At 67.3% G+C, this 24,177-nt stretch carries 28 protein-coding genes; 19 read left to right on the top strand and 9 right to left on the bottom strand.

Going from position 1 to position 24,177, the window contains the following annotated elements; all coding sequences use genetic code 11:
- From ATO11_RS01625 to ATO11_RS01615, 3 genes are all read right to left on the bottom strand, one after another.
- On the bottom strand, positions 1-333 hold the full coding sequence (locus tag ATO11_RS01625; protein WP_050529073.1) for a sarcosine oxidase subunit delta: 333 nt from the start codon (positions 331-333) through the stop codon (positions 1-3).
- Positions 334-405: 72 nt separating this feature from the next.
- Positions 406-603, bottom strand: a complete 198-nt coding sequence (locus ATO11_RS01620) for a hypothetical protein (RefSeq protein ID WP_050529072.1) — start codon at positions 601-603, stop codon at positions 406-408.
- 439 nt (positions 604-1,042) lie between these two features.
- Entirely contained in the window at positions 1,043-2,287 is a 1,245-nt protein-coding gene (locus ATO11_RS01615; RefSeq protein WP_050529071.1) for a sarcosine oxidase subunit beta family protein, read from the bottom strand.
- A gap of 174 nt (positions 2,288-2,461) precedes the next feature.
- On the opposite strand from ATO11_RS01615, the gene ccmI reads away from it, so the two are divergent.
- The 5 genes from ccmI to ATO11_RS01590 all read left to right on the top strand — a co-directional run bounded on the left by ccmI (position 2,462) and on the right by ATO11_RS01590 (position 6,416).
- Positions 2,462-3,679: a c-type cytochrome biogenesis protein CcmI gene (ccmI, locus tag ATO11_RS01610; protein ID WP_110553507.1), complete on the top strand. Its 1,218-nt coding sequence runs from the start codon at positions 2,462-2,464 to the stop codon at positions 3,677-3,679.
- On the top strand, positions 3,676-4,155 hold the full coding sequence (ruvX, locus tag ATO11_RS01605; protein ID WP_050529070.1) for a Holliday junction resolvase RuvX: 480 nt from the start codon (positions 3,676-3,678) through the stop codon (positions 4,153-4,155). The genes ccmI and ruvX overlap by 4 nt, the downstream gene beginning before the upstream one ends.
- Positions 4,152-4,394 carry a DUF1289 domain-containing protein gene (locus ATO11_RS01600; RefSeq protein ID WP_050529069.1) on the top strand — a complete coding sequence of 81 codons (243 nt, stop codon included), beginning with the start codon at positions 4,152-4,154 and terminating at the stop codon, positions 4,392-4,394. Before ruvX ends, ATO11_RS01600 begins: the two co-directional genes overlap by 4 nt.
- A 154-nt stretch (positions 4,395-4,548) precedes the next feature.
- Complete coding sequence (locus tag ATO11_RS01595; RefSeq protein ID WP_082176081.1) at positions 4,549-5,466, top strand: fatty acid desaturase; 918 nt, start codon at positions 4,549-4,551, stop codon at positions 5,464-5,466.
- Positions 5,467-5,513: 47 nt separating this feature from the next.
- Positions 5,514-6,416 carry a DMT family transporter gene (locus tag ATO11_RS01590; protein WP_050529068.1) on the top strand — a complete coding sequence of 301 codons (903 nt, stop codon included), beginning with the start codon at positions 5,514-5,516 and terminating at the stop codon, positions 6,414-6,416.
- Here the strand turns inward: ATO11_RS01590 and soxR are convergent.
- Positions 6,413-6,871 carry a redox-sensitive transcriptional activator SoxR gene (soxR, locus tag ATO11_RS01585; RefSeq protein ID WP_050529067.1) on the bottom strand — a complete coding sequence of 153 codons (459 nt, stop codon included), beginning with the start codon at positions 6,869-6,871 and terminating at the stop codon, positions 6,413-6,415. The two genes, ATO11_RS01590 and soxR, sit on opposite strands and share 4 nt — an antisense overlap.
- Before the next feature lie 73 nt (positions 6,872-6,944).
- On the opposite strand from soxR, the gene ATO11_RS22465 reads away from it, so the two are divergent.
- The 7 genes from ATO11_RS22465 (at position 6,945) to ATO11_RS01555 (ending at position 10,957) form a co-directional block, all read left to right on the top strand.
- Positions 6,945-7,076, top strand: coding sequence for a hypothetical protein (locus ATO11_RS22465; RefSeq protein ID WP_278044276.1), 132 nt, complete (start codon positions 6,945-6,947; stop codon positions 7,074-7,076).
- Between the two features lie 171 nt (positions 7,077-7,247).
- The gene (locus ATO11_RS01580; RefSeq protein WP_050529066.1) at positions 7,248-7,541 is read left to right on the top strand and encodes a DUF1330 domain-containing protein; all 294 of its coding nucleotides are present in this window, start codon (positions 7,248-7,250) and stop codon (positions 7,539-7,541) included.
- Complete coding sequence (locus ATO11_RS01575) at positions 7,538-7,984, top strand: tellurite resistance TerB family protein (RefSeq protein ID WP_242601326.1); 447 nt, start codon at positions 7,538-7,540, stop codon at positions 7,982-7,984. The genes ATO11_RS01580 and ATO11_RS01575 overlap by 4 nt, the downstream gene beginning before the upstream one ends.
- Before the next feature lie 50 nt (positions 7,985-8,034).
- Positions 8,035-8,472: a tellurite resistance TerB family protein gene (locus ATO11_RS01570; RefSeq protein ID WP_050529065.1), complete on the top strand. Its 438-nt coding sequence runs from the start codon at positions 8,035-8,037 to the stop codon at positions 8,470-8,472.
- Positions 8,469-9,203 (top strand): phosphate/phosphite/phosphonate ABC transporter substrate-binding protein, encoded by a 735-nt coding sequence (locus ATO11_RS01565; protein WP_050529064.1) that lies wholly within the window; start codon positions 8,469-8,471, stop codon positions 9,201-9,203. The genes ATO11_RS01570 and ATO11_RS01565 overlap by 4 nt, the downstream gene beginning before the upstream one ends.
- Positions 9,204-9,273: 70 nt before the next feature.
- Positions 9,274-10,050 carry an ABC transporter ATP-binding protein gene (locus ATO11_RS01560; RefSeq protein ID WP_050529063.1) on the top strand — a complete coding sequence of 259 codons (777 nt, stop codon included), beginning with the start codon at positions 9,274-9,276 and terminating at the stop codon, positions 10,048-10,050.
- Positions 10,051-10,231: 181 nt separating this feature from the next.
- The gene (locus ATO11_RS01555; protein WP_050529062.1) at positions 10,232-10,957 is read left to right on the top strand and encodes a transporter substrate-binding domain-containing protein; all 726 of its coding nucleotides are present in this window, start codon (positions 10,232-10,234) and stop codon (positions 10,955-10,957) included.
- 67 nt (positions 10,958-11,024) lie between these two features.
- Here the strand turns inward: ATO11_RS01555 and ATO11_RS01550 are convergent, their stop codons facing one another.
- Complete coding sequence (locus tag ATO11_RS01550) at positions 11,025-12,098, bottom strand: NAD(P)/FAD-dependent oxidoreductase (RefSeq protein WP_165586912.1); 1,074 nt, start codon at positions 12,096-12,098, stop codon at positions 11,025-11,027.
- A 134-nt stretch (positions 12,099-12,232) separates the two neighbouring features.
- Between ATO11_RS01550 and ATO11_RS01545 the strand changes: the two genes are divergently transcribed.
- The 7 genes from ATO11_RS01545 to ATO11_RS01515 all read left to right on the top strand — a co-directional run bounded on the left by ATO11_RS01545 (position 12,233) and on the right by ATO11_RS01515 (position 19,955).
- A complete protein-coding gene (locus tag ATO11_RS01545; protein WP_050529060.1) occupies positions 12,233-13,099 on the top strand; it encodes an ABC transporter permease in 867 nt (288 codons plus the stop codon).
- A 52-nt stretch (positions 13,100-13,151) separates the two neighbouring features.
- Positions 13,152-13,958, top strand: a complete 807-nt coding sequence (locus tag ATO11_RS01540; RefSeq protein ID WP_050529059.1) for an ABC transporter permease — start codon at positions 13,152-13,154, stop codon at positions 13,956-13,958.
- A 6-nt stretch (positions 13,959-13,964) separates the two neighbouring features.
- Positions 13,965-15,278: a glutamine synthetase family protein gene (locus ATO11_RS01535; protein WP_050529058.1), complete on the top strand. Its 1,314-nt coding sequence runs from the start codon at positions 13,965-13,967 to the stop codon at positions 15,276-15,278.
- A 59-nt stretch (positions 15,279-15,337) separates the two neighbouring features.
- Positions 15,338-16,027 carry a type 1 glutamine amidotransferase gene (locus ATO11_RS01530; protein ID WP_050529057.1) on the top strand — a complete coding sequence of 230 codons (690 nt, stop codon included), beginning with the start codon at positions 15,338-15,340 and terminating at the stop codon, positions 16,025-16,027.
- Positions 16,024-17,382 (top strand): glutamine synthetase family protein, encoded by a 1,359-nt coding sequence (locus tag ATO11_RS01525; protein ID WP_050529056.1) that lies wholly within the window; start codon positions 16,024-16,026, stop codon positions 17,380-17,382. Before ATO11_RS01530 ends, ATO11_RS01525 begins: the two co-directional genes overlap by 4 nt.
- A gap of 22 nt (positions 17,383-17,404) precedes the next feature.
- Complete coding sequence (locus ATO11_RS01520; RefSeq protein ID WP_050529055.1) at positions 17,405-18,703, top strand: NAD(P)/FAD-dependent oxidoreductase; 1,299 nt, start codon at positions 17,405-17,407, stop codon at positions 18,701-18,703.
- Positions 18,704-18,764: 61 nt separating this feature from the next.
- Positions 18,765-19,955 carry a DegT/DnrJ/EryC1/StrS family aminotransferase gene (locus ATO11_RS01515; protein ID WP_050529054.1) on the top strand — a complete coding sequence of 397 codons (1,191 nt, stop codon included), beginning with the start codon at positions 18,765-18,767 and terminating at the stop codon, positions 19,953-19,955.
- Between the two features lie 4 nt (positions 19,956-19,959).
- On the opposite strand, the gene ATO11_RS01510 is transcribed toward ATO11_RS01515, so the two are convergent.
- The 4 genes from ATO11_RS01510 to ATO11_RS01495 form a co-directional block, all read right to left on the bottom strand.
- Positions 19,960-20,937, bottom strand: a complete 978-nt coding sequence (locus tag ATO11_RS01510) for a LysR family transcriptional regulator (protein ID WP_050529053.1) — start codon at positions 20,935-20,937, stop codon at positions 19,960-19,962.
- A gap of 1 nt (position 20,938) precedes the next feature.
- Positions 20,939-21,514 carry a polyhydroxyalkanoate synthesis repressor PhaR gene (gene phaR / locus ATO11_RS01505; RefSeq protein WP_050529052.1) on the bottom strand — a complete coding sequence of 192 codons (576 nt, stop codon included), beginning with the start codon at positions 21,512-21,514 and terminating at the stop codon, positions 20,939-20,941.
- A gap of 147 nt (positions 21,515-21,661) precedes the next feature.
- Positions 21,662-22,114, bottom strand: coding sequence for a phasin family protein (locus ATO11_RS01500; protein ID WP_050529051.1), 453 nt, complete (start codon positions 22,112-22,114; stop codon positions 21,662-21,664).
- 144 nt (positions 22,115-22,258) lie between these two features.
- Positions 22,259-24,058, bottom strand: a complete 1,800-nt coding sequence (locus tag ATO11_RS01495; RefSeq protein ID WP_050529050.1) for a PHA/PHB synthase family protein — start codon at positions 24,056-24,058, stop codon at positions 22,259-22,261.
- Positions 24,059-24,177: the final 119 nt, after the last annotated feature.

The raw sequence follows: 24,177 nt of genomic DNA, 5'->3' as shown, positions 1-24,177 counted from the left end.
TCAGTTCGACATCTCCCGCCAGGACCAGCCGGGGCGTTTGGCGCTGATGGCGTCCTTGATCTCTTGCGGAGGTTCGAGCGTCTGGGCGGGATAGGTGCCGAAAACCTCGAGCGTGACGGTGCAGCGGGCGGCGTGGAAATACTTGCCGCAGCCATAGGCGTGGCGCCAGCGTTCGAAATGGATGCCCTTGGGGTTCTCGCGCTGGAAGAGGTAGCCGGTGAAATCCTCGTCCGACGATCCGGGGCCGAAGCGTTTCAGGTGCGCCTCGCCTTCGGCATGCAGTTCGGTTTCGTCGGTCATGACCCCGCAGCAGGGGCATTTCAGGGTCAGCATGGGGCGTCTCCGCACGACAAAAGGGCGGACGCCGCGAGGCGCCCGCCAAGGAAGAGGTCGGTGGTAATGGGGTTATTCGGTTGGCGTGACCGGGGCCGTCGGGGCCACGGGAGCCGTTTCGATCGCTGCGGGCGGAGCGCCGTCAGTCGGCGCAGGCCCGCCCGAGAAGGCGAGTGCGACGATGAACACGACGAAGAGCAGGAGCCCGCCGCCGATAAGCCATCCCGTCGCGCCCGACCCGCCGGACCGTGAGAAATTGGTATCTGCCATGAGATGTCCTCCGTGGTTGAGGAGGTCAGGATGGCAGTTTCGTGGCGCGGGTCGATATGAGCGGAAATCCCCGGTGGATTTGCGCGGTGGGTGGCCTGTTCAAGCGTTTCTTTACAGCAACAAGCAGCCGACACTCCAAACACATTTCTTGAGCGGAAACAGGGCAGTAAAGAGCGTGCATTCTCCGGATGCTGCATGTGTGAATATTGGGTGGCCTCAGAAATCAAACCTATTCGAGGCACGCATGAACCCTTTCGATGCAAGCTACCTGATTGATCTTGAAGTGTGGGCAAGCACTCATGCTTCGCGAGATGTGCGAGGCCTGTATAGCGCGTGGCGGAACCAAGACGACCAAGATGCACTTCAGCGCTTGGTAGACAAATACAACTCCGAAACCCAACGGTCTCCCAAGCCACATTCGTACGGATTGCGATGGTGATCAATGCGCCACCCCCGCGGCGACGCTTTCGTCGATGAACCGGCCCTCGGTGAACCGGTCCAGCCCGAATTCGGCGGTCAGGGGCGAATGTCCCTTGGCCATCAGTTCGGCAAAGCCCCAGCCCGAACCGGGGATCGCCTTGAATCCGCCGGTGCCCCAGCCGCAGTTGATGAAGACACCCTCGACCGGCGTTTTCGACAGGATGGGGGAGCGGTCGCCGGTCACGTCCACGATCCCGCCCCAGTGGCGCAGCATCTTGAGGCGGGAGATCATCGGGAACGTCTCGATCAGTGCCCGCACCGTTTCTTCGAGGTGGTGGAAGGACCCGCGCTGGGTGTAGGCGTTGTAGCCGTCGGTGCCGCCGCCGATCACCATCTCGCCCTTGTCGGATTGCGACATGTAGCCGTGCACCGTGTTGGCCATGACCACCACGTCCATGCAGGGCTTGATGGGTTCGCTGACCAGCGCCTGCAACGGCACGGATTCGATGGGCAGGCGGAAGCCCGCCATCTCGGCCACGACGCCGGAATGGCCCGCGACGACGACGCCCAGTTTCGAACAGCCGATGGGGCCCTTCGTGGTCTCCACGCCCGTCACCTTGCCGCCTTCCGAGCGGACGCCGGTGACCTCGCATTGCTGGATGATGTGCATGCCCATGTCCGAGCACGCGCGGGCATAGCCCCACGCCACCGCGTCGTGGCGGGCGGTGCCGCCGCGGGGTTGCCAGAGCGCGCCCATGACCGGGTAGCGCGGGCCTTTCAGTTCGATGATCGGGCACAGCTCCTTGACCCGCTGGGGGCCGATGAATTCGGTCTCCACCCCCTGCAGGTTGTTGGCGAAAGCCGTGCGCTGGTAGCCGCGCACCTCGTGATGGGTCTGGGCCAGCATCATCACGCCACGGGGGCTGAACATGATGTTGTAGTTCAGATCCTGGCTCAGCGTCTCGTAGAGAGACCGCGCCTTTTCGTAGATCGCGGCAGAGGCGTCCTGCAGGTAGTTCGAGCGGATGATCGTCGTGTTCCGGCCCGTGTTGCCGCCGCCCAGCCAGCCCTTTTCGAGGATCGCCACGTTGGTGATGCCGAACCGCTTGCCGAGGTAATACGCGGTGGCCAGCCCGTGGCCGCCTGCCCCGATGATGACGACGTCATAGGCGGGTCGCGGCTCGGGTGCGCCCCAGGCGCGTTGCCAGCCGGCATTGCCGCGAAGGGCTTCGCGGGCAACGGCAAAGGCGGAATATCGTTTCATGGCTCACCCCGGGTGTCGCGTCTGGTCTCAGATGCCCGAGGCCGGATTTTTTCATCTTGCCCGATGCGGCACAAGACGCGCCGGTTGCGACATCGCCGCACGGGTTGACGGAATCGTGGGTTTTGTCCCGGCGCAAGGCGCAGTAAACGGGGGGCGGCAAAAGGGAAGGACACCATGGGCAGCATCGGTTTCTGGGCAGCGACAATCCTGATGGCACTGGCGTCCTGCGCGCTTCTGTTCCTCGCCATGCGGCGCGGCGGCGATGCGGCGCAGTCGGATTACGACGTGCAGGTCTACCGCGACCAGTTGGCCGAGGTCGATCGCGACCTCGGCCGCGGTGTGCTGGACCCCGAAGACGCCGAACGTGTCCGGACCGAGATCGCCCGCCGCATCCTTGCCGCCGATGCCGGCCGCGAAGGGCTGAAAACCGGGCCGGGCAAGCGGGCGACGCTGGTCGCAGCGGGCCTGTCGGCGCTGGTGATCGCGGGCGGTGCCTTCGCGATCTACACCCGGATCGGGGCGCCGGGTTACGGCGATTTCGGGCTGAAGGCGCGGTTCGCGCAGGCCGAGGAGGCGCGCGCCTCCCGCCCCTCGCAATCCGAGGCGGAGGCACGGGTGCCCGCCACCGCCCCCGATGCCAGCGCGCGGGTCGAGACGCTGGTGGCGCAATTGCGCGAGGTGGTGAAGGACCGCCCCGACGACCTGCGCGGCCAGTCGCTCCTGGTGCAATACGAAGGCGCGCTTGGCAATTACGCCGCCGCGTACCAGGCGCAGGACCGCGTGATCGCGATCAAGGGAGAGGACGCGACCGCCGCCGATTACGGCGCCAAGGCAGAACTGATGATCCTCGCGGCGGGCGGGATCGTCACGCCCGAGGCCGAAGCCGTCCTGAACGAGGCCCTGACCCGCGATTCCACGCTTGGCGCATCGCGCTATTACATGGGCCTGATGTACGCCCAGACCGGGCGCCCCGACATCACCTTCCGTTTCTGGTCGCAGCTTCTGGAACGCGGCCCCGAAAACGCGCCGTGGATCGCGCCGATCCGCGCGCAGATCGGCGAGTTGGCCCAGATCGCCGGTGTCCGCTACACCCCGCCCTCCGTCGACGGCCCGCGCGGCCCGACGCAGGACGACATCGCCGCCGCCGCCGACCTCACGCCCGAGGAACGGATGGAGATGATCCGCGGCATGGTCGGGCGCCTGTCGGACAAGCTCGCAACCGAAGGCGGCCCGCCGCAGGAATGGGCGCAGCTCATCCGCTCGCTCAGCGTGATCGGGGATTACGCGCAGGCCGAAGCGGTGTGGGCGAACGCGCAGGAGGTCTATGCCGACGACCCCGGCGCGCTGGTCCCCATCCAGCGTGCGGCGCAACAGGCCGGGCTTGATCAATGATCCACGACGACATCGCCGGGTTCGCCGCCGCGCTGCCCGCCGGTCGCGCGATCCTCGGCCTCGACCTCGGGGAAAAGACCATCGGGATCGCCCTCAGCGACCGCCTGCTGCGCACGGCGACGCCGGTCGACACGATCCGGCGGAAGAAGTTCACGCTCGACGCCGCGCAGCTTCTCGACCTGGCCACCAAGCGCGAGGTCGCGGGGCTGGTGATGGGCCTGCCGCGCAACATGGACGGCACCGAGGGCCCGCGCTGCCAGAAGGCCCGCGCCTTCCTGCGCAACCTGTTGCCGCTGACCGACATGCCCATGACCTTCTGGGACGAACGCCTGTCCACCGTTGCCGCCGAACGCGCGCTGTTGGAGGCGGATACGTCGCGAAAACGTCGCGCCGAGGTCATAGATCAGGTCGCCGCCGCGTATATCCTGCAAGGAGCGCTGGACCGGCTGGCGCATCTGAAAGAGGCCGCATCGTGACCGACGAGATCTGGAAACGCGACGAGATCCAGTCGCCCTGCGTCAAGATCTGCGTGATCCAGCCAGACGTGCGCCTGTGCGCCGGGTGCCTGCGCTCGATTGACGAGATCGCCGCGTGGTCGCGCCTCACGCATGAAGAACGCGCCGCGATCATGGACGAACTGCCCTCCCGCGCGGGCCAGTTGAGCAAACGGCGCGGCGGGCGCAACGCTCGGCTGTCCAAACGTCCCCTGTCCTGATCTCTTGATCCACGGGCGCACGGGGCGCGCGCCATGCGTCCCGCGACGCATTTTGAGGATCGCCTGACCGCGCGATTCGTGCTTTAGTTCACGGCGGCGCAGCAGAACGGACGTTTCGATCCGTCGCGCCACAGGGGACAGACCGGGACCATCCATGACACGGCACGCCGCCGACACACGCTCGCTTTCCGCCAACTGGCCGATGCTGGCCCTTCTGGTGACGTGCTATGGCCTGTGGACGGTCGCCACCGTGCTCCTGCCGGCCTGGGCGGCGATCCCGGTCCTCGTGCTGGTGCTGACCCTGCATGCCTCGCTCTCGCACGAGGCGCTGCACGGCCATCCGACCCGCAGCGACATGCTGAACGCCGTGCTGGTCTTCCCGGCCCTCGGCCTTGCCGTGCCGTACCTGCGGTTCCGCGACACGCACCTGGCCCACCACCGCGACGCGGTACTGACCGATCCCTATGACGACCCGGAAACCAACTACCTCGACCCCGCCATCTGGTGGCACCTGCCCCGCATCGTCCGGGGCGTGCTGGCGGTCAACAACACGCTGGCCGGGCGCATCCTGATCGGCCCGGCCATCGGGCAGGCCCTGTTCATGTGGTCCGACCTGCAAGCCATCCGGCGGGGCGACATGCGCGTGCTGGCGAGCTGGCTGCTGCACGTCCCGGCCGTGGCGCTGGTCGTCTGGTGGCTGATGGCGGTGGGTACCCTGCCCGCATGGGCCTACCTGCTCGCCGCCTACGGCGCGATGGGCGTACTGAAGGTGCGCACCTTCCTCGAACACCAGGCCCATCACCATGTCGGAGGCCGCACCGTCGTGATCGAGGATCGCGGCCTGATGGCGCTTTTGTTCCTCAACAACAACTACCACATCGTGCACCACATGCACCCCGACGTGCCGTGGCACCGCCTGCCCGCGCTCTATTTCGACAACGCCGCGCGCTATCTGGGCCGCAACCACGGCTACCGGTACCGCAATTACGCGCAGATCGCGCGGCGCTACCTGTTCCGCGCCAAGGACAGCGTGCCGCATCCCCTGTGGGACGGGCCGGACGCACCGCGCTAGGCGCCTTGGCGCTGCCATTGCCCCGCGAAACGCCGTAAGGACGGGCCATGGACCTCTGGATCGTCGCCACGCTGGCCGCAGCCTTCTTCCAGACGCTGCGCTTCATGCTGCAAAAGCACCTCGCCACGGCGGCCCTGTCGGCAACCGGCGCGACCTTCGCGCGGTTCGTCTATAGCGCTCCGCTCGTCACTCTGGGGCTCGCGCTGTGGCTGTTCGCGACAGGCACCACCCTGCCCGCGCTGTCGCCCGCCTTCTGGGCCTATGGCGCGCTTGGCGGGCTGGCACAGATCGCGGCCACCGTCTGCGTTGTCCTGATCTTCAAATCCCGCAACTTCGCCGTCGGCATCACCCTGAAAAAGACCGAGGTGCTGCAAACCGCCCTGATCGGCCTTGTCCTGCTGGGAGAAAGCGTCAGCCGCGCGGGCCTCGCCGCGATCCTTCTGGGCTTCGTGGGGGTCCTGCTGCTCAGCGACCCGCCCCGCGACGGGCGGTCATGGCGCGACCGGGTGTTCAGCCGCGCGATGGGGCTGGGCCTTGCCTCGGGCTTCCTGTTCGGGATCTCCGCCAACGCCTACCGCGCGGCGTCGCTCGCGGTCGACAGCGACCAGGCGATCCTGCGCGCCGCGATCACCCTGTCGGCGGTCACGCTGATGCAGACCGCCGCGATGGCCGCGTGGCTGCGCCTGCGCGAAGGCGGAGAGATCGGGCGCGTCCTGTCGGCATGGCGCGTGGCGGTCTGGGTCGGGCTGGCCTCGATGGCCGGATCGCTCGGCTGGTTCACCGCCTTCACCCTGCAGAACGCGGCCTACGTGAACGCGTTGGGACAGGTAGAGCTGATCTTCAGCCTCGCCGCCTCGACGCTCTTCTTCCGCGAACGCGTGACGGCGCGCGAACTTCTCGGCATCGCGGTGCTGGCGTTCAGCATCGTGACGCTGATCCTGATCCTCTAATCCTGCGCCTCTTCCCAGCGGCGCGCGCCGGGGCCTTCCGCGCCCAGCGCGTCGTTGCGGTTGTAGAGAGGACAGTTTTCAAGGCTGAGACAGCCGCACCCGATGCAGTGATCCATCTGGCCCGCCAGCCGCTCCAGCAACGCGATGCGACGGCGCAGCCGGTCCTGCCATATGGCCCCCGCCTTCGCCCAGTCCGCCGCCGTCACAGCTCGCCCGCTCGGCAGGCCCGACAGCATCTCCCGCACCTCGCGCAAGGGGATGCCCACCTGCAAGGCGACGCGGATGATCGCCACGCGCCGCAACTGCCGCCGGTCATACCGGCGATGGTTTGCGGGCGTGCGCCAGCTTTCGATCAGGCCCTCGGCCTCGTAATAATGCAGGGTCGACACCGCCACGCCCGCGCGCTTCGCCATCTCTCCCACGCTCAGATCGTTGGGGACTGCCTTCGTCGCCATTTTGTGCTTGACCTCAAGTTTGCTTGAGGAATTAGCTTGGTCTGCATCCAACCCCTCGTCAAGGAGTGACACGATGCAAAATCCCCTGAAATGGCTCGTCCGGGCGCAGGCCCGCCACCGCGATGCCCGCCGGTTCGACGCCGTCCGCAGCGACCCGCACCTCGCCCGCGACATCGGCCTGCCCGACCACTGGGTGAAGAAATGACCGCCCTGCGCCACGCCCTGCGTCTGTGGCAACCCGCGCATCGCTGCGGATCGCTCTGCCGGGCGGTCGGCGAGGAAGTGGAACTGATGCGCCGATCCCAAGGTCGCTGACCTCTTGCACCTGCTGCCCAACTGGGCGACCCTTCTCGCAACTTGCAAGGAGGGTCGCCCGATGCCCAAAGGATACTGGATCGTCCATGGCGACGTGCACGACGCCCAAGGATACGAAACCTACAAGGCCGCGAACGCGGCGCCACTGGCCGAACATGGCGGACGCTTCGTCGTGCGCGGCGGCACCCGCGAGTTGAAGGAAGGCACGGCCCGCGCGCGCACCGTGGTGATCGAGTTCCCCAGCTACCAGGCCGCGCTCGATTGCTACAATTCGCCCGACTACCAGGCCGCGATCGCGCTGCGCCGCGACATCTCGGACAGTGATCTGGTGATCGTCGAAGGCTACGACCCGTGATCGTCGACCGCATCCTTGCGCTGTTTGGCGGCACCGCGACGGAAGAGCTGCCCGAACCCGACGCGCGCCTTGCCCTCGGCGCGCTGCTGGTGCGCGTGGCCAAGTCGGACGACCGTTACCGCTTTTCCGAAATCCAGCAGATCGACCGCATCCTCGCGCTGCGCAACGCGCTCAACCCGATCGAGGCCGCGAAACTCCGCGCCACCTGCGAGAAGATCGAGGCCCAGGCCCCCCCGACCGAGGAATTCGCGGCGCTGATCCGCGAAAACGTCAGCTATACCGAACGCTTGGGCGCGGTGCAGGCGCTGTGGCAGGTCATGCTGGCCGATGGCATAAGGCACGAGAACGAGGACGCGCTGGTCGCCCTGATCGAGGGCACGCTGGGCGTCAGCCGCGCCGACAGCGCCGCAGCGCGGGCCGAGGTCGCGGGCGGCGGCGCGTGATCTGCGCCCCGCCCCTTGGCACCTGCCCCGCCGCACCCTAGCTTGCCCCCATGTTCGAAGCACTCCTCAACCGCCTTACCCAACCCAACCCGCAAACCCTGCCCGACGAAGATGCGCGGCTGGCCCTGTCGGCCCTGCTGGTCCGCGTCGCGCGCACCGACGGCACCTATTCCGCGGTCGAACAGGACCGCATCAGCCGCATCATCGCCACCCGCTATGCCCTGTCGCCGTTCGAGGCGCAGAAACTGCGGGCCGAGGCCGAGACGCTGGAGGAGGAAGCCCCCGACACCGTCCGCTTCACCCGCGCGATCAAGGAGGCCGTGGCCTATGAAGACCGCATCGCGGTGATCGAGGCGCTGTGGCAGGTCGTGTTGGCCGACGGCGTGCGCGAGGCCGAGGAGGATGCGCTCCTGCGCCTCGTCGCCTCGCTTCTGGGGATCAACGACCGCGACAGCAACCTCGCGCGGCAGCGCGTGCAGGCGGGGTGACGGCCAGCCTGCCGATGTACGCGCGGCCCGAGACGCAGGCCGCGACCGACCGGTTGTGGACGGCGATCCGCGCGGCCCTCGGACACGGCCCCGCCACGCTCGACACGCCCACGGACCTGATGGCGCATTGGCGCGACCCGGCGCTGGTGCTGTCGCAGACCTGCGGCCTGCCCTACCGCGCGGCGCTGCACGGCCACGTGGACCTCGTCACCACGCCCGACCACGCCCTGCCCGGCTGCCCGCCCGGTTACTACAACTCGGTCCTCGTGACCCGCGCCGGGCACGCGGGATCGGGGCCGGAGGACTGGGCGCGGATGCGGCTGGCGGTGAACGGCGGCGACAGCCAGTCGGGCTGGGCCGCGCCCGCCGCCCACCTTGGCACGACCGGCCACGCCTTCGCCCGCGTCACCGTGACCGGCGCGCACGCGCTGTCTGCCCGCGCGGTCCTGACCGGCGCGGCCGACCTCGCCTCGGTCGATGCGCAGACATGGCGGCTGCTCTTGCGCCACGAGCCCGACCTGCGCGCGCTGCACGAGGCCGCGCGGACCGAGCCCACGCCGGGCCTGCCGCTCATCACCGCGCTGGGGCGTGGCGGCGCGGTGCGGCAGGCGGTGCGGGCGGGCCTCGCCGCGCTGTCAGAGGACGACCGCGCCACGCTAGACCTGCGCGGGTTGGTCGACATTCCCGCCGCCGCCTATACCGCGCTGCCCTTGCCTCCGCCCCTCCCGTGACAGCGCGGCATGGACAAGCGTCCGCCCGCGGGTGATAACCGCGCAAGCCACTGCAAGGATCAGGACACCCGTGCCCGACACCGTTCCCGTCATCGAAATCCACGACCTCCACAAGGCGTATGGCGACCTCGAAGTGCTCAAGGGCGTGTCGCTGACCGCGCGCGCGGGCGAGGTCGTGTCGCTGATCGGCTCGTCCGGGTCCGGCAAGTCCACGCTTCTGCGCTGCGCCAACCTGCTGGAACACAGCCAGCAGGGCGAGGTGATCTTCCAGGGCGAACCGGTAACGTGGAAAGGCCAGGGGCCGCACCGTCGCCCGTCCAACCCCAAGCAGGTCACGCGCATCCGCACCAACCTCAGCATGGTGTTCCAGCAGTTCAACCTGTGGGCCCACATGACCGTGCTGCAGAACGTGATGGAAGCGCCCCTCACCGTGCTCCACCGCGACCGCGCCGAGGTCGAGGAAAAGGCCCGGTACTACCTCGACAAGGTCGGGATCGGCGACAAGGCCGACGTCTACCCGGCGAACATGTCGGGCGGCCAGCAGCAGCGCGCCGCGATTGCCCGCGCGCTCTGCATGGAACCGCAGGCGCTGCTGTTCGACGAGCCGACCTCGGCGCTCGACCCGGAACTGGAACAGGAAGTGGTGCGGGTGATCCGCGCGCTGGCCGAGGAAGGCCGGACCATGATCATCGTGACCCACGACATGCAGATGGCCGCCGATGTCAGCGACCACGTCATCTTCCTGCACCAGGGACTGATCGAGGAAGAAGGCACGCCCGCCCGCGTCTTCGCCATGGCGGAATCGGAGCGGCTGAAGACCTTCCTCAACGCCCGGCAGGCCGTCTGAGGCACCGCGCCACCGCACCGCCCGCCCGCCGATTGGCGGGGGCGGACGGAAATCAGGCTTGCAGGCGCCCACGCCCCAACCTACTGATTTAAAGATGCCAGCCGCGCACCCTGACCACCACTCGGACCGCGGCACCGGGCGGCCATGCCGCCCCGGTCGGGCATGTCAAAGGGAGAACGACATGAAGAAACTGATTCTGACCACAGCCGCCATCGCGCTTGCCGCCGGTGCGGCTTTTGCCGACGGTCACGCGAAAACCGTGCGCATGGGCACCGAAGGCGCCTACCCTCCGTACAACTTCCTCGACGATAACGGCGAGGTCGCGGGCTTTGAACGCGAACTGGGCGACGAGCTGTGCGCGCGCGCCGAACTGACCTGCGAATGGGTCACCAACGAGTGGGATTCGATCATCCCCAACCTCGTCAGCGGCAATTACGACACCATCATCGCCGGCATGTCGATCACGGCAGAGCGTGACGAGGTGATCGATTTCACCCAGAACTACACCCAGCCCGACCCGTCGGCCTACCTCGCCGCCTCGGCAGACGTGGTGCCGGGTGAGGGCCCGATCGCGGCGCAGACCAACACCATCCAGGCGGCGTTCATCGCCGACAAGGGCTGGGCGCTGATCGAATTCGCCACGCCCGAGGAAACCATCGCGGCCGTCAAGAACGGCGAAGCGGACGCGGTGCTGGCGGATGCTTCCTACCTTGCGCCCATCGCGGCGGACGATCCCGACCTCGTCATGCTGGACCAGAAAGAGCTGATCGGCGGCGGCGTGGGCATGGGCCTGCGCGAATCGGATGGCGAGCTGAAAACCAAGTTCGACGCGGCGATCCAGTCGATGAAGGACGACGGCACGCTCAACGCGCTGATCGCCAAGTGGGAAGTCGGCGAGCAGTTCTGAGCCGCCCCCCATCCCGACATCAGGAAAGGGCCGCCCGTTCGGGTGGCCCTTTTTCGTTTGGCCCGCCTCAGGCGAAACGCTGCGGTCGAAACTGCGCGAGCATCGCCGTGGACGTGTTTGACGGCCCTTCGCAAATCTCCTGCGCGGCCAATTCCCCCGTGATCGCCGCCAGCGTCAGGCCCGAATGCATCGTTGCGGCATAGACGCCCGGCGCCGCCGCCCCGATCACCGGCAGGCCGTCGGCGGGCATCGGGCGATGCGCCAGCCGCACCTGCGCCCAGTCCCGCCCGGCCTGCGGCAGAACCTCCTGCAACCGCGCCAGCGCCGCATCCGCCGCCTCGCCCGGCGCATCTTCGAGAGCGGCGGCATCGTCGCGCTGATGCGCGGCGGAAGTCGGCATGACGATCACGCCATCGGCCCGTTGCCGCACCTCGCCACCCGTGGTGGCCAGCACCCGGTTCAGCATCCGCGGGCGCGGCGGCGTCTCAAGGATATAGGCCGGGCGCGGCAGCATCGGCAGCGCGATGCCCGCGCTCCGCAATACCGCCTCGCTCGCCGTGCCGGCAGCGACCACGACCATGTCCGCCTCGATCCGCCCGGCGGTGGTGTCGACGCCGCTGACCCTGTCGCCGGACATGACCAGCCCCGTCACCGCCACGCCCCGGATCGCGCGCGCGCCCCGCGCCAGCGCCGCCGCGCCCAGCGCGCGGACAAGGGCGGCGGGTTCCGCGACCGCCTCTGTTTGAAACAGCAGGCCCTCTTCGGGCGCACCCTGCAAGGCGGGTTCAAGATCGGCCATGCGCGCCGCGTCCACCCGCTCCACCGGGTAGCCAAGGCCGGTCAGTTCCCCGTGCACGCGGGCCAGTTCCTCCCCGGCAAACTCCCAACTGAGGCACCCCGCCCGCGTCAGCGGCAAATCAAGGTCCCGCGACAGGCGGCGATAGGCCTCGAGCCCCTCGGACCGCAGGCGGAAATGATCCTCGCTCAGGTAGAAACTCGCATTGATCCAGCCGAAGGACGCATCGCTTGCCCGCGCCGCCCCGGCATCGACCAGGGTGACCCGCGCGCCCCGTTCCTGCGCCTTCAGCGCGATGGCGGAGCCGATCACGCCCGCGCCGACGACCACGATATGCTGTACCAAGTCCCGCATCCTCCCCCGTCACCCTTGCGCCACCGGCAAGACGTTGTAAACGCTGGCGTGCCGAAGCGGTTTTTACGCGCAGCGAAAAGCTTTACTCTCGGTCCTCAGAATCACCGAACCGCGGACCTGTCGCCATCTTTTCCTACTGCTCCGATCCTTCCGTGCTTGAAGGGCTGACATGGCTCAGCTGCTACATGACCACGGGCAAGCACCTGACGGCCTACTGGTCGTTCGTGACCGTTCTCGTGCTGCTGGCGATCACCGCACCCACCGCGCTTGTCTTCGGGTTCGGCGGCGCGGTGGCCGCGCGGTCGCGGATCGCGCCGCTGCGCTGGTTCGGCAAGGGATATATCGCGGTGGTGCGCGGCGTGCCCGACATCGCGTTCTTCCTGTTCTTCGTCATCGCGCTCGACCAGGCGTTCGAATGGATGCGGCACAAGGCGCTCTGCCCCGACTGGACCGACCCGATCCGGCAGGGCAACGATTTCGTCGTCTGCCAGGCGGCGAAACTGCCGCTCAGCTCATCCCCGCAATGGGTGCACGAGGTCTATGGCTTCGCGCTGGCCGTCCTGACCTTTGCCATCGTGTTCGGCGCCTTTGCCGCCAACGTCCTGTTCGGCGCGATGCGGGCGGTGCCCAAGGGCCAGATCGAGACGGCGGAAGCCTACGGCATGACCCCGCGCCAGACCTTCTGGCGCGTTCTGGTGCCGCAGATGTGGGTCTACGCGCTGCCCGGCCTGTCGAACCTGTGGATGGTTCTGATCAAGGCCACGCCGCTCTTGTTCCTGCTGGGCGTCGAAGACATCGTCTACTGGGCGCGGGAGCTGGGCGGCATCAAGACCTCCCGCTTTACCGACTATCCGCATGGCGACTGGCGGCTGTGGTACTTCCTTGCCCTGCTGGTGTTTTATCTCGCCTTTACAAAGCTGTCCGAGGTCGTCCTCGCGCGGTGGACGAAGAAACTGAGCCATGGTCAGGCCACGCTGGGAGAAATGGCATGACGGGCCTCCTCATCCGCCCTGATGGGCGGCCTCGGACCCTCGGAGTGCGCGCATGAGCTGCCTGCAGACCCTGTCGGATTACGGCCTGCGCGCGATCGGATATGGCGAGCGGATCCTGCCGCGCGAGGATATCACCCTGTGCGAGCAGTTCGTGCTGATCGGGTCGGGCATGATCTGGAACGTCTATTTCGGCACGCTGGCGCTTTTGTCCGGATTCGTGCTGGCAAACGCCGTGGCGGTCGCCAAGGCCTCCCCCAACCCTCTCCTGCGCAAGCCTGCCGAGTGGTTCATCCTGATTTTCCGCGGCTCGCCGCTCTTCATCCAGTTCTTCCTCGCCTACTTCATCTTTCTGCGGCTGAAGAACGGCATTCCGGGGACCGATTTCCTGACCTCCGCCGCCGCCGGCGCGCTGGTCGTGTTGTTTCTCAACACCGCCGCCTACTCGGCCGAGATCTTCTATGGCGCTTTGCGTTCGGTTCCGAAGGGAGAAGTCGAGGCGGCGGATGCCTATGGCCTGTCGGGCTGGGCGCGGTTCCGGCGCATCCTGTGGCCCACCCAGATGCGGCTGGCATGGCCCGCCTATACCAACGAGGCGATCTTCCTCTTCCACGCCACGACGCTGGTCTTCTTCACCGGCTTCCCGGCGCTGCGGCAGCAGGGGGACGCGCTTTATTACGCCAGCTACTTCGCCGACAAGACCTTCAACCCCTTCGTGCCCTACCCGATCCTCGCGATGTATTTCATCATCCTGACGCTCGTCATCCTCGGGATCTTCGGGCTGGTGAACCGCCGGCTCAACCGGCACATGCCGCACACGGTGCAGGCCGGGATGCGCGCGCCGCGCGCGATCTTCCGGTAGCCGCGCATGTCCACCGACACCAGCCCGCCGCCGCCCGTCCGCATCGCTGCCACCGACCTCAACGGCCAGTGGCGCGGCAAACGTGTGAGCGACCCGGCCAAGGCGCGCGCGGGCGTGCGCATGCCCGTCTCGGCCCTGTCGGTCGACATCCTCGGGGCCGACATCGCCGCCTCGCCCCTCGTCTTCGCCACCGGTGACGCCGATGGCCTTCTGCGCCCCACGGGGCGCGGGCCGGTGCCCCTGCCATGGCTGGCCGCGCCGCAGGTGATGGAGCCCGCGTGGATGTTCACCGAGGACGGCGCGCCCTTCGCCGCCTGTCCGCGCCAGGCCCTGCAATCCGTGCTCGACCGCTACGCCGCGCGCGGCTGGCTGGTCCGCGCCGGGATCGAGATGGAATTCACGCTGGTCGACGATACCGGCCCGGTGCTCGCCCCCCCGCGCGACCCGTGGTCGGGCCGCCCGCTGCGGGGAGAGGCGATCCTGTCGATGCGCCAGCTCGACGCTTTCGACGGCTTCGTCTCGGCCCTCGCCGACGGGGCGGCCGCCATGGGCATCCGGGTGGAGACCGTGACCTCGGAAGCCGGCATCGGCCAGTTCGAGGTGACACTCGCCGCGCGCGACGCGATGCGCGCCGCCGACGATGCCGCGCTTTTCAAGCTGCTCGCGCGCGGCACCGCGCGGGCGCACGGGCTGGCCGCGACCTTCATGGCGAAACCCTATCCCGACGACGCGGGCAACGGGATGCATGTGCATGCCTCTGTCGTGGATGCCGACGGCGCGAACGTCTTCGACGATGGCGGGGCCGAGGGCAGCGCGCTGTTGCGCCACGCCATCGCCGGGTGCCTCGACATGATGGGACCCGCCACGCTGATCTTCGCGCCGCATGGCAATTCCTATGACCGGATGGTGCCCGGCGCGCATGCGCCCACCTCCGCGCAATGGGGATACGAGAACCGCACCGTGGCCCTGCGCGTGCCCGGCGGCCCGCCCGCCGCGCGGCGGCTCGAACACCGCGTTCCGGGCGGCGATACCGCGCCCCACCTCGTGGTGGCCGCGATCCTTGGCGGGATGCATTCGGGGATCGAGGACGCGGCGACGCCCCCCGATCCCGTGACCGGCAATGCCTATGACATCGCCGCGCCCGGCCTTGAACCCGACTGGACATCGGCCATCGACCGGTTCGAGACCGCTCCGCAGATCGCCCGCACCTTCGATCCGCTCCTGATCGAGACGCTGGTGCGCACCAAGCGGCAGGATTTCGACCGCGTGACCGGCATCCCGCCGGAAGACCGCTGGCAGGTGTGGCTGGAAACCGTCTGAGCCTTGCCGCCCCGCCCCGCCGGGCGTATCAAGAAGGCGCAGCAACCTCCTGAGGCCCCATGCATATCGGCATTCTTGTCGCCGGGCACGCGCCCGAACCCCTCGTCCCGGAATACGGCACCTATCACGACATGTTTGCCCGCTTTCTCGACGGGCACGGGCTGACCTTCACCGGCTACACCACCGTTGACGGCGAATTGCCCGGCAGCGTGCACGACGCCGATGGCTGGCTCATCACCGGATCGAAACACGGGGTCTACGAATACCACGCTTTCATCCCCCCGCTCGAAGACTTCATCCGCGACGCCCACGCGGCCCGCGTGCCCATGGTCGGCATCTGCTTTGGCCACCAGATCATCGCGAGGGCGCTTGGCGCGCGGGTCGAGAAGTTCGCGGGCGGCTGGCGCGTCGGCCCGACGGTGTACGACACCCCCGACGGGCCGCTGGAACTGAACGCCTATCACCAGGACCAGGTGCTGACGGTGCCCGAGGGCGCGAGCGTCATCGCCTCGAACCCCGGCTGCGCGATCGCGGGTTTGCAATACGGCGACTGGGGCTGGTCTATCCAGCCGCATCCCGAATTTCCCGATGCCTTCGTCTCTGGCCTGATCGCCTCGCGCGGGCGCGGGGTGGTGCCCGACGACATCCTCGACATCGCCGAGGCGCGGCTGGACGGGCAGAACGACAACGCCCGCGTCGCCGACCGCATCGCCCAATTCTTCCACGCATCGAAGGCGCGCGCCGCATGAGCGACTGGATGAAGAACCTGCCCGAAGCCGCGCAAAGCTACCTCGCGGGTCGCACCCTCGACGAGGTCGAATGCATCATCGCCGACACGCCGGGCATCGCGCGGGGCAAGGCCGTGCCCGCGACCAAGTTCGCGCGGCAATCCTCGTTCCACCTGCCGAACTCGATCTTCTTCCAGACGCTCACGGGCGGCTGGGGGGAGGCGGCGGGCGACGAGGGGTTCACCGAACCCGACATGGTGCTGAAACCCGACATGACGACCGCCACCGCCGCGCCGTGGACCGCCGACTGGACCCTGCAGGTGATCCACGACGCCTATGACCGGGACGGCGCGCCGATCCCGTTTGCCCCGCGCAACGTGCTGAAACGGGTCGTGGCGCAGTACCGGGCGATGGGCCTCACCCCCGTGGTCGCGCCCGAGATGGAGTTCTTCCTCGTCGCGCGCAACACCGACCCCGCCAAGCCGATCGAGCCGATGATGGGCCGCTCGGGCCGGCCCGCCGCCGCGCGGCAGGCCTATTCCATGTCGGCGGTCGACGAATACGGCCCAGTGATCGACGACATCTACGACTTCGCCGAGGCACAGGGGTTCGAAATCGACGGCATCACGCAGGAAGGCGGGGCCGGACAGGTGGAAATCAACCTCCGCCACGGCGACCCCGTCAAACTGGCGGACGAGGTCTTCTACTTCAAACGTCTCATCCGCGAGGCCGCGCTGCGCCACGACTGCTTTGCCACCTTCATGGCGAAACCCATCGCGGACGAACCCGGTTCGGCCATGCACATCCACCATTCGATCCTCGACACGGTGAGCGGGCAGAACATCTTCACCGGCCCGCAGGACGGGGAGACCGAGCGGTTCTATCACTTCATCGGCGGCTTGCAGGAACACCTGCCCTCGGCCATCGCGGTGATGGCGCCCTACGTGAACAGCTACCGCCGCTACGTGAAGGACCACGCCGCGCCCATCAACCTCAGCTGGGCGCGCGACAACCGCACCACCGGCATCCGCGTGCCGGTGTCGTCCCCGCAGGCGCGGCGCGTGGAAAACCGCCTCGCCGGGATGGACTGCAACCCCTATCTCGGCATCGCCGTGTCGCTCGCCTGCGGCCTTCTGGGCCTGCACCAGAAATGCAACGCGGGGCGCGCCTACAAGGGCGACGCTTACGAGGAAGAGACCGTCCTGCCCCGCGATCTCGGCCATGCGCTGGACCTGTTCGACGCGGCGGGCGATTTGCACGCGATCCTCGGCCCCGATTTCGCACGGGTCTACTCCATCGTGAAACGCGCCGAATATGACGAGTTCCTGCAGGTGATCTCGCCGTGGGAGCGCGAGCATCTTCTGCTGAGCGTCTGATCGTGGGCGCAGGCGGCACGCGATGACCAACCTTCTGTATGCCAACGATAAAACCGGCGCCTACCCGCCCAGCTATTACGCGGCCACCGTCGACCTGCCCGACCCGCGCCCCGCGCTGCGCGGAGAGATGCGGGCCGATGTCTGCATCGTCGGTGCGGGCTTCACCGGGCTCTCGGCTGCGCTGCATTGCGCGCAGGCGGGGCTGGACGTGGTGGTGCTTGACGCGCAGCGCGCGGGCTTTGGCGCGTCTGGCCGCAACGGCGGGCAGCTGGGCAGCGGCTGGCGGCAGGAACAATCCGACCTCGAAGCCGCCCTTGGCCTCGACGCCGCGCGCACGCTTTGGGACATGTCCGAAGAGGCCAAGGCGCTGACCCTGCGCCTGATCGACACCCACGCCCCCGCCGCCAACTTCCGCCCCGGCATCGTGAACGCCGACTGGCGCGCCCGCGACGTGCCTCATTCCCATGCCGAGGCCGACCGGCTCACCGAAACCTACGGCTATACACGGATCGAGAAGCTTGACCGTGCCGCAATCCGCGACATCGTGAAATCAGACGCCTACCAGGGCGGCACCATCGACCACGGCGCGGGCCATATCCACCCGCTCGCCTACGCGCTGGGGCTGGCCCGCGCGGCAGAGGCCGCAGGCGCGCGGATATTCGAGGGCAGCGCCGTGCACCACATCGCCGACGGCGCACCCGTCAAGGTGCAGACCGACCGGGGCCACGTGATCGCCGATCACGTGATCCTTGCGACGAACGGCTATTCCGCGCTCACGTCAAAGCTGCGCGCGCGGGTCATGCCGATCAACAACTTCATCTCCGCCACAGCCCCCCTGCCTGACCCGACCGCCGTGCTGGGCCGCGACGTCGCCGTGGCGGATTCGAAATTCGTGGTGAACTATTTCCGCATGTCCGAAGGGCGGCTGCTGTTCGGGGGTGGCGAAAGCTATGGCTACCGGTTCCCGCGCGACATCGACGCCAAGGTGCGCGCGCCCATGCGCGAGGTCTTTCCCCAGATCGCCGATATCCCGTTCGACTATACCTGGGGCGGAACGCTCGCCATCACGATGGAGCGCCTGCCCTTCTTCGCCCGCCTCGCGCCCAATGTCTGGACGGCGGCGGGATTCTCCGGTCACGGCGTCGCGCTGGCGGGGTTCTCGGGCAAAGTCATGGCCGATGCCGTGCAGGGCACGATGGGCCAGTTTGACCTGCTGGCAAACCTGCCGGGCCGCAACTTCCCCGGCGCGGGCGCCTTCCGCGGCCCGCTCCTTGCGCTTGCCATGACGTGGTACGCCACCCGCGACAGGATCGGCCTTTAACACTTGCGCTGTCCCGGCAGTAGTTTTAGTAAATCCGAAAAGCAATTTCGGAGAATCTGAAATGATCGCGCCGACTGCCCTCCCCAACACCCACGACGCCGAACCGATCCCGCCCGAGGCTCGGGCCGAGATCGACCGCCTCCTGCAAACCGGTGACCTCTTCCGCTACACCGCGCCCGAGGATGCGCCCGTCGCCCTGCTCGAAGCCGAATTCGCCGGGATGATGGGCATGAAATACGCCCTCGCCGTCGCCTCATGCTCTGCCGCGCTCTTCCTGTCGCTCAAGGCGCTGGGGCTGCCGCCCGGCGCGCGCGTCCTGATCCCCGCCTTCACCTTCGCCGCCGTGCCATCGGCGGTCGTGCACGCCGAATGCGTGCCGGTCCTGTGCGAGGTGGGCGAGAATTACCGCATCGACCTTGACGATTTCGCCGCCAAACTACCGGGCGTCGATGCCGTTCTCATCAGCCACATGCGCGGCCATACCTCCGACATGGACGCGATCATGGAACAGGCCGACGCCGCCGGCCTGCCGGTGATCGAGGACGCCGCCCATTCGCTCGGCACGCTCTGGTCGGGGCGCAAGATCGGCACGATCGGGCGCGTCGGCTGCTTCTCGTTCCAGTCCTACAAGATGATCAACGCGGGCGAAGGCGGCATCCTCGTCACCGACGACGCCGACCTCGTCGCGCGCGCCGTCATCATGTCCGGCGCGTACGAGCACAACTGGAAGAAACATCCCGTCCTGCAGGCGCCCTTCGCGCACTGGCAGAACCGGCTGCCGCTTTATAACACGCGCATGTCGAACCTGTCGGCGGCGGTGATCCGCCCGCAACTGCCCGCGCTGGCGCGGCGCGTGCGCGACGGGCTGGCCAACCACGATCACATGGCCGCGCGGCTGAACGGGTCGCCGTGGATCGACGTGCCCCCGCCCCTGCCGCAAGAGGCGCGCGCGCCGGATTCGATCCAGTTCAACCTTGTCGGCATGAGCGACGCGCAGGTCGCCGCCTTCGTCGACCAGACGGCGGCGGCAGGCATGAAGGTGCAGGTGTTCGGCCTGTCCACGGACAATGCGCGCGCCTTCTGGAACTGGCAGTTCCTTGGCGATGTGCCCGATCTGCCCCGCACCCGTGCCATGCTGGCCCGCGCATGTGACCTGCGCCTGCCCGCCCGCCTGACACGGGTCGAGGTCGACGCCATCGCCGACATGGTGCTGGGCGCGGTCGACGCGGTCATGCCCGCCCGCGCCGCCTGATCCGTCAGGGAGAGGCGCGGTGCAGGGTCAGGTGATCCTGCATCCACGGCATCCGGTCGATCGAGGGCGCGATCACGTCCCGGTTCAGGATGTCGCGCAACTCGGTCGCGACCCGTGCGGGCATGTCATGCAGGATCTCCCGCCGCGCGATCAGGGAAATCGTGCGTTCAAGCTTCTGGAACGGCAGCGGGAAGACGTCGATCATGTCGGAAAAGCGCGTCGCGCGGTTGAGCGCGAGAGGCGTCAGGATCGTCCACCCTGCCCCCGACCCCACCAGCGCGAGGATCGCGTGATAGCTGTCCAGCTCGAACCGCCGCGCGACGGTCAGGTTCTGCCGCGCGAGGTGCGACGCGATTTGCCGCCCCATCGCGTGGCGCGTCGTGTATTGCACCAGCGGCAGGGCCGTCACCTGCGCAGCGATGTCGCCATCGGGGTCGATCACCCCGCGCGGCGCCGCGCCCACGTAGCGTTCGGTCACCAGCGGGTGCACCTCCATCCACGCGGCTTCGGCCCCCATCTCGGCGGCGACGATCACGTCCAGCGCGCGCGCGTCCAGCTGGTCATAAAGCGCATGGCTCGCGCCGGTATCCAGCAGGAACTGGCAGCCGCGCAATTCCTCGGCCATGAAGGCCAGAAGATGCGGGGTCACGTCGGCCTCGAAATCCTCGATCATGCCCAGCCGGAAGCGTGTCAGCGCGCCAAGGTCGGCCATGCCCAGTTCCGCGCGGGCCTGCGCGGCCTCGTTCAGGATGGCCTGCGCGCGGCGGCGGAACGTCTCCCCGGCGGGCGTCAGCGTCATCGGGCGCTCGCCCCGGTTCATCAGCGACACGCCGATCGCGTCTTCGAGGTTGGTCATCTGCTGGGACACCGCCGATACGCTCGCGCCCAGCCGCCGCGCGGCGGCGGAGACCGACCGCTCCTCGGCACAGGCCACGAACACCTCGATCCCCCACAGGGTGATCCGGCGCGGAGAGTTCGACACCCTATTTGCCCATGCGTGACAGTTTGTCCTGCAGATCGGCCAACTGCGCCTTGATGTCGTCGAGGTCCTCGGAAGTGTCCTGCCCGCGACCTTCCTTGGCCGGGGGCGCGGTCGTTCCGGCACCCGTGCCGGGCCAGTTGCCCATGCCGCCGGTCATCGCCTTCATGAAGGCTTCCTGGCTGGCCTTCATCGCCTCGAACCCCGGCATGTTCGACATCGGGTTCATCGCGCCCATGTTTTCCATCAGCTTGGACTGACCGTCCCGCAGCATGTCGAACGACATTTGCAGGAACTCGGGCACCACCGTCTGCGCCTGCGTGGTGTAGGTGCGGACAAGGTCGGTCAACACGTTGATCGGCAACACGTTTTCGCCACGGCTTTCATGCTCGGCAATGATCTGCAGCAGGTATTGCCGGGTCAGGTCGTCGCCCGATTTCAGATCGACGATCTGCACCTCGCGCCCGTCCCGGATGAAGCCCGCGATGTCTTCGAGCGTGACGTAGTCGCTGGTTTCGGTGTTGTAGAGCCTGCGGCTCGCATAACGCTTGATCAATAGCGGATCGCCGGTCGCGGCCATGTGTCAGCTCTCCCCGATGCTGCAGTGAAGCAAAGCCTACGGCAGCGCAGCACAAAAAGAAAGCCCGCGCGCACAACGCAAAAGGCAGGCCGCTGGGGCCTGCCTTTCGGTGGCGCCGTTCGACCGGCGCCGGGGAGGGTTCGCAAATTACTTCGCGGCAGCGGTCGCTTTCTTGGCGGCTGCGGTCATGTCCTCGGTGGCTTTCTTCATCGCCTTGGTGGTGTCCTCGGCCATGTCCTTGCCAGCCGACATCATCAGCTCGACAGTGTCCATCTGGACCTTCTTGGCGATCTCGGCGAAGGCGGCCATGTTCTCGGCTGCGACTTCGGCCTGTGCCGATGCGAAATCGGTCATCGCCTTGGCGTAGTCCGCGGGCTCCGACTTGGCTTTCGCCATGTCGCCCAGCTTGGCGAGGGTGTCTTTCGTCCACTTGGTCGAGATGTCGGCCGATTTTTCAGCGGCGTCGAGCGCCACGGCGGTCAGTTTCTCGTTCATGGTTGCGGTCGATTTGAACGCTTCTTCCACGGCGGCGGTGTCCACCGGGAACGCACCCATCATGTCTTTCAGGATGGTGTTCATGTCTTGGGTCTTGGCGGCCATTGGTCATATCCTTCGATGTCTGTGGCGGAACATCCCGCCGTTTCTGCATCTGCGAGATATATAGATGCTGCAGCGCGGCATTGCAAGTTTTTTCTGCACCGCAGCATCAGGAAAGTGACGCAAGGTCACCAATGCCGCCCACGGTCAGGCGGCGTCGGCCGCCTTGACCTTGACGTAGCTTCCGGGCGCGTCTTCCAGCACCGGGTGATCGGCATCGCCGGGCATGCGCGCCGGGACCTGCTTGCCCGAACGGGGCTTGATCCACGCCTCCCAGCGCGGCCACCAGCTGCCTTCGTGGAAATCCGCCCCTGCCTGCCAAGCGTCCTGGTCCAGCGTCAGGTCGTCATTGGTGTAATGGCCGTATTTCACCTTGCTGGGCGGGTTCACGATGCCCGCGATATGGCCCGATTCCGACAGGATGAAGGTGCGGTCCTTCGACCCGAATTGCTGCAGGCCAGCATAAACCGACCGCCACGCCGCGATGTGGTCGGTCTCGCACGCGATCGAGATCACGGGCACCGACACGTCCTTCACGTGCACGCGCGTTCCAAGGATCTCCATCCCCTCGCCCACGAACGTGTTCTCGCGGCACAGGTCGTCGAGATACTGCATCACCATGCAGGCCGGCAGGTTCGCCCCGTCGCCGTTCCAGTACAGCAGGTCGAAGGCCGGCGGCGCCTCCCCCATCATGTAGGACTTGATGGCGGGCGTGTAGATCAGGTCGTTCGAGCGCAGGAACGAGAAGGTCCGCGCCATGATGACCGAGCGCAGGATGCCGTGCTCTTTCACCTCGTCGCCGATCCCGTGGTAGAAATCGTCCTGCAGGAAGGGCGTGAACTCCCCCTGGTCGCCGAAATCGGTAAGCGCGGTGAAGAAGGTCGCCGACTTGATCGAGCGGTCCTTCTGCTGCTTCAGGTAGGCCAGCGTCAGCGCCAGCGTGGTGCCCGCGATGCAGTAGCCGACCGCGTTGATCTGCTTTTCGCCGGTGATCCGCTTCACGTGCTCGATCGCTTCGAGGTATCCGTCGCGGATGTAGTCGTCCATCGACACGTCGGCATAGGCCGGGTCCGGGTTAACCCACGACACCACGAACAGGGTGTATCCCTGGTCGACCACCCACTTGATGAACGAGTTCTTCTCTTTCAGATCAAGAATATAGTACTTGTTGATCCAGGGCGGGAAGATCACGATGGGCGTCGCGTGAACCTTTTCGGTCGTCGGCGTGAACTGGATCAGCTCCATCATCTTGTTGCGGTAAACGACCTTGCCGGGCGTCGTCGCGATGTTGCGGCCCACCTCGAACGCGTCCTCGTCCGCAAGCCGCACCAGCAACTCGCCCTTGTTCGCCTCGATATCCGCGACAAGGTTCTCCAGCCCCTTCAGAAGCGAGGCACCGTCGGTCTCCACCGCCCGCTCCAGCGCGTCGGGGTTGGTGCCAAGGAAGTTGGTGGGCGCCATCAGGTCGGCGATCTGGTCGGTGAAATAGCGCAACCGCCGCTTTTCCATCGGGTCCATGTCATCAAGGTCGGCCACGGCGGCGCGCATCGCCTCGGCCGCGGTCAGGTACTGGCGCTTGATGAAGTTGAAATAGGGATGGGTCTGCCACAGCGGGTTCTGGAACCGGCGGTCGACGGGGCCGGGATCCTCGGGCGCGGCCAGCTTGCCCTGCGCGAACATCTTCTGCGCTTCAAGGTAGTGGCGCACCGAGTTGCCCCAGTAGGACACCTGGTGCTGCCACATCTTGGCCGGGTCCTGCATCCACGTCTGCCAATAGCTTTGCGCGGCCTCGGTCCACAGCGACGGATCGGGCCCGCCCAGCGACGGGTTGATCGGGTCCCGCTTGCCGATTGCCGCAACCAGACGTTGAGACAGCTCTTCGATCTTCGCCATGTTCTCGTTCAAACGGCGCAAATTCGGGTCGGTTTCGTCGTCGGTTGTTGTCATGTAAACGAATTCCGTCTAGGCTTTCGCTGCAATGCAGCATATGTTGGGCGAGCAGTAGCGTCCCTGCGCGGATTTGACCAGCCCGGTGCGTGGCATACCTGCCATGCGCGCGCAAGACG

The organism is Pseudaestuariivita atlantica (assembly GCF_001205715.1).
Classification (GTDB): domain Bacteria; phylum Pseudomonadota; class Alphaproteobacteria; order Rhodobacterales; family Rhodobacteraceae; genus Pseudaestuariivita; species Pseudaestuariivita atlantica.
This window is presented reverse-complemented; position numbering and strand designations above follow the sequence as displayed.

Bases quoted from the DNA above. Each gene is read 5' to 3' on its own strand.
- ATO11_RS01535 (WP_050529058.1), top strand. From the start codon at position 13,965: ATGTCCACCGACACCAGCCCGCCGCCGCCCGTCCGCATCGCTGCCACC.
- ATO11_RS22465 (WP_278044276.1), top strand. From the start codon at position 6,945: ATGCAAAATCCCCTGAAATGGCTCGTCCGGGCGCAGGCCCGCCACCGC.
- ATO11_RS01520 (WP_050529055.1), top strand. From the start codon at position 17,405: ATGACCAACCTTCTGTATGCCAACGATAAAACCGGCGCCTACCCGCCC.
- ATO11_RS01555 (WP_050529062.1), top strand. From the start codon at position 10,232: ATGAAGAAACTGATTCTGACCACAGCCGCCATCGCGCTTGCCGCCGGT.
- ATO11_RS01530 (WP_050529057.1), top strand. From the start codon at position 15,338: ATGCATATCGGCATTCTTGTCGCCGGGCACGCGCCCGAACCCCTCGTC.
- ATO11_RS01525 (WP_050529056.1), top strand. From the start codon at position 16,024: ATGAGCGACTGGATGAAGAACCTGCCCGAAGCCGCGCAAAGCTACCTC.
- ATO11_RS01625 (WP_050529073.1), bottom strand. From the start codon at position 333: ATGCTGACCCTGAAATGCCCCTGCTGCGGGGTCATGACCGACGAAACC.
- ATO11_RS01515 (WP_050529054.1), top strand. From the start codon at position 18,765: ATGATCGCGCCGACTGCCCTCCCCAACACCCACGACGCCGAACCGATC.
- ATO11_RS01570 (WP_050529065.1), top strand. From the start codon at position 8,035: ATGTTCGAAGCACTCCTCAACCGCCTTACCCAACCCAACCCGCAAACC.
- ATO11_RS01595 (WP_082176081.1), top strand. From the start codon at position 4,549: ATGACACGGCACGCCGCCGACACACGCTCGCTTTCCGCCAACTGGCCG.
- soxR (WP_050529067.1), bottom strand. From the start codon at position 6,871: ATGGCGACGAAGGCAGTCCCCAACGATCTGAGCGTGGGAGAGATGGCG.
- ATO11_RS01495 (WP_050529050.1), bottom strand. From the start codon at position 24,058: ATGACAACAACCGACGACGAAACCGACCCGAATTTGCGCCGTTTGAAC.
- ATO11_RS01500 (WP_050529051.1), bottom strand. From the start codon at position 22,114: ATGGCCGCCAAGACCCAAGACATGAACACCATCCTGAAAGACATGATG.
- ccmI (WP_110553507.1), top strand. From the start codon at position 2,462: ATGGGCAGCATCGGTTTCTGGGCAGCGACAATCCTGATGGCACTGGCG.
- ATO11_RS01540 (WP_050529059.1), top strand. From the start codon at position 13,152: ATGAGCTGCCTGCAGACCCTGTCGGATTACGGCCTGCGCGCGATCGGA.
- ruvX (WP_050529070.1), top strand. From the start codon at position 3,676: ATGATCCACGACGACATCGCCGGGTTCGCCGCCGCGCTGCCCGCCGGT.
- ATO11_RS01615 (WP_050529071.1), bottom strand. From the start codon at position 2,287: ATGAAACGATATTCCGCCTTTGCCGTTGCCCGCGAAGCCCTTCGCGGC.
- ATO11_RS01580 (WP_050529066.1), top strand. From the start codon at position 7,248: ATGCCCAAAGGATACTGGATCGTCCATGGCGACGTGCACGACGCCCAA.
- phaR (WP_050529052.1), bottom strand. From the start codon at position 21,514: ATGGCCGCGACCGGCGATCCGCTATTGATCAAGCGTTATGCGAGCCGC.
- ATO11_RS01590 (WP_050529068.1), top strand. From the start codon at position 5,514: ATGGACCTCTGGATCGTCGCCACGCTGGCCGCAGCCTTCTTCCAGACG.
- ATO11_RS01620 (WP_050529072.1), bottom strand. From the start codon at position 603: ATGGCAGATACCAATTTCTCACGGTCCGGCGGGTCGGGCGCGACGGGA.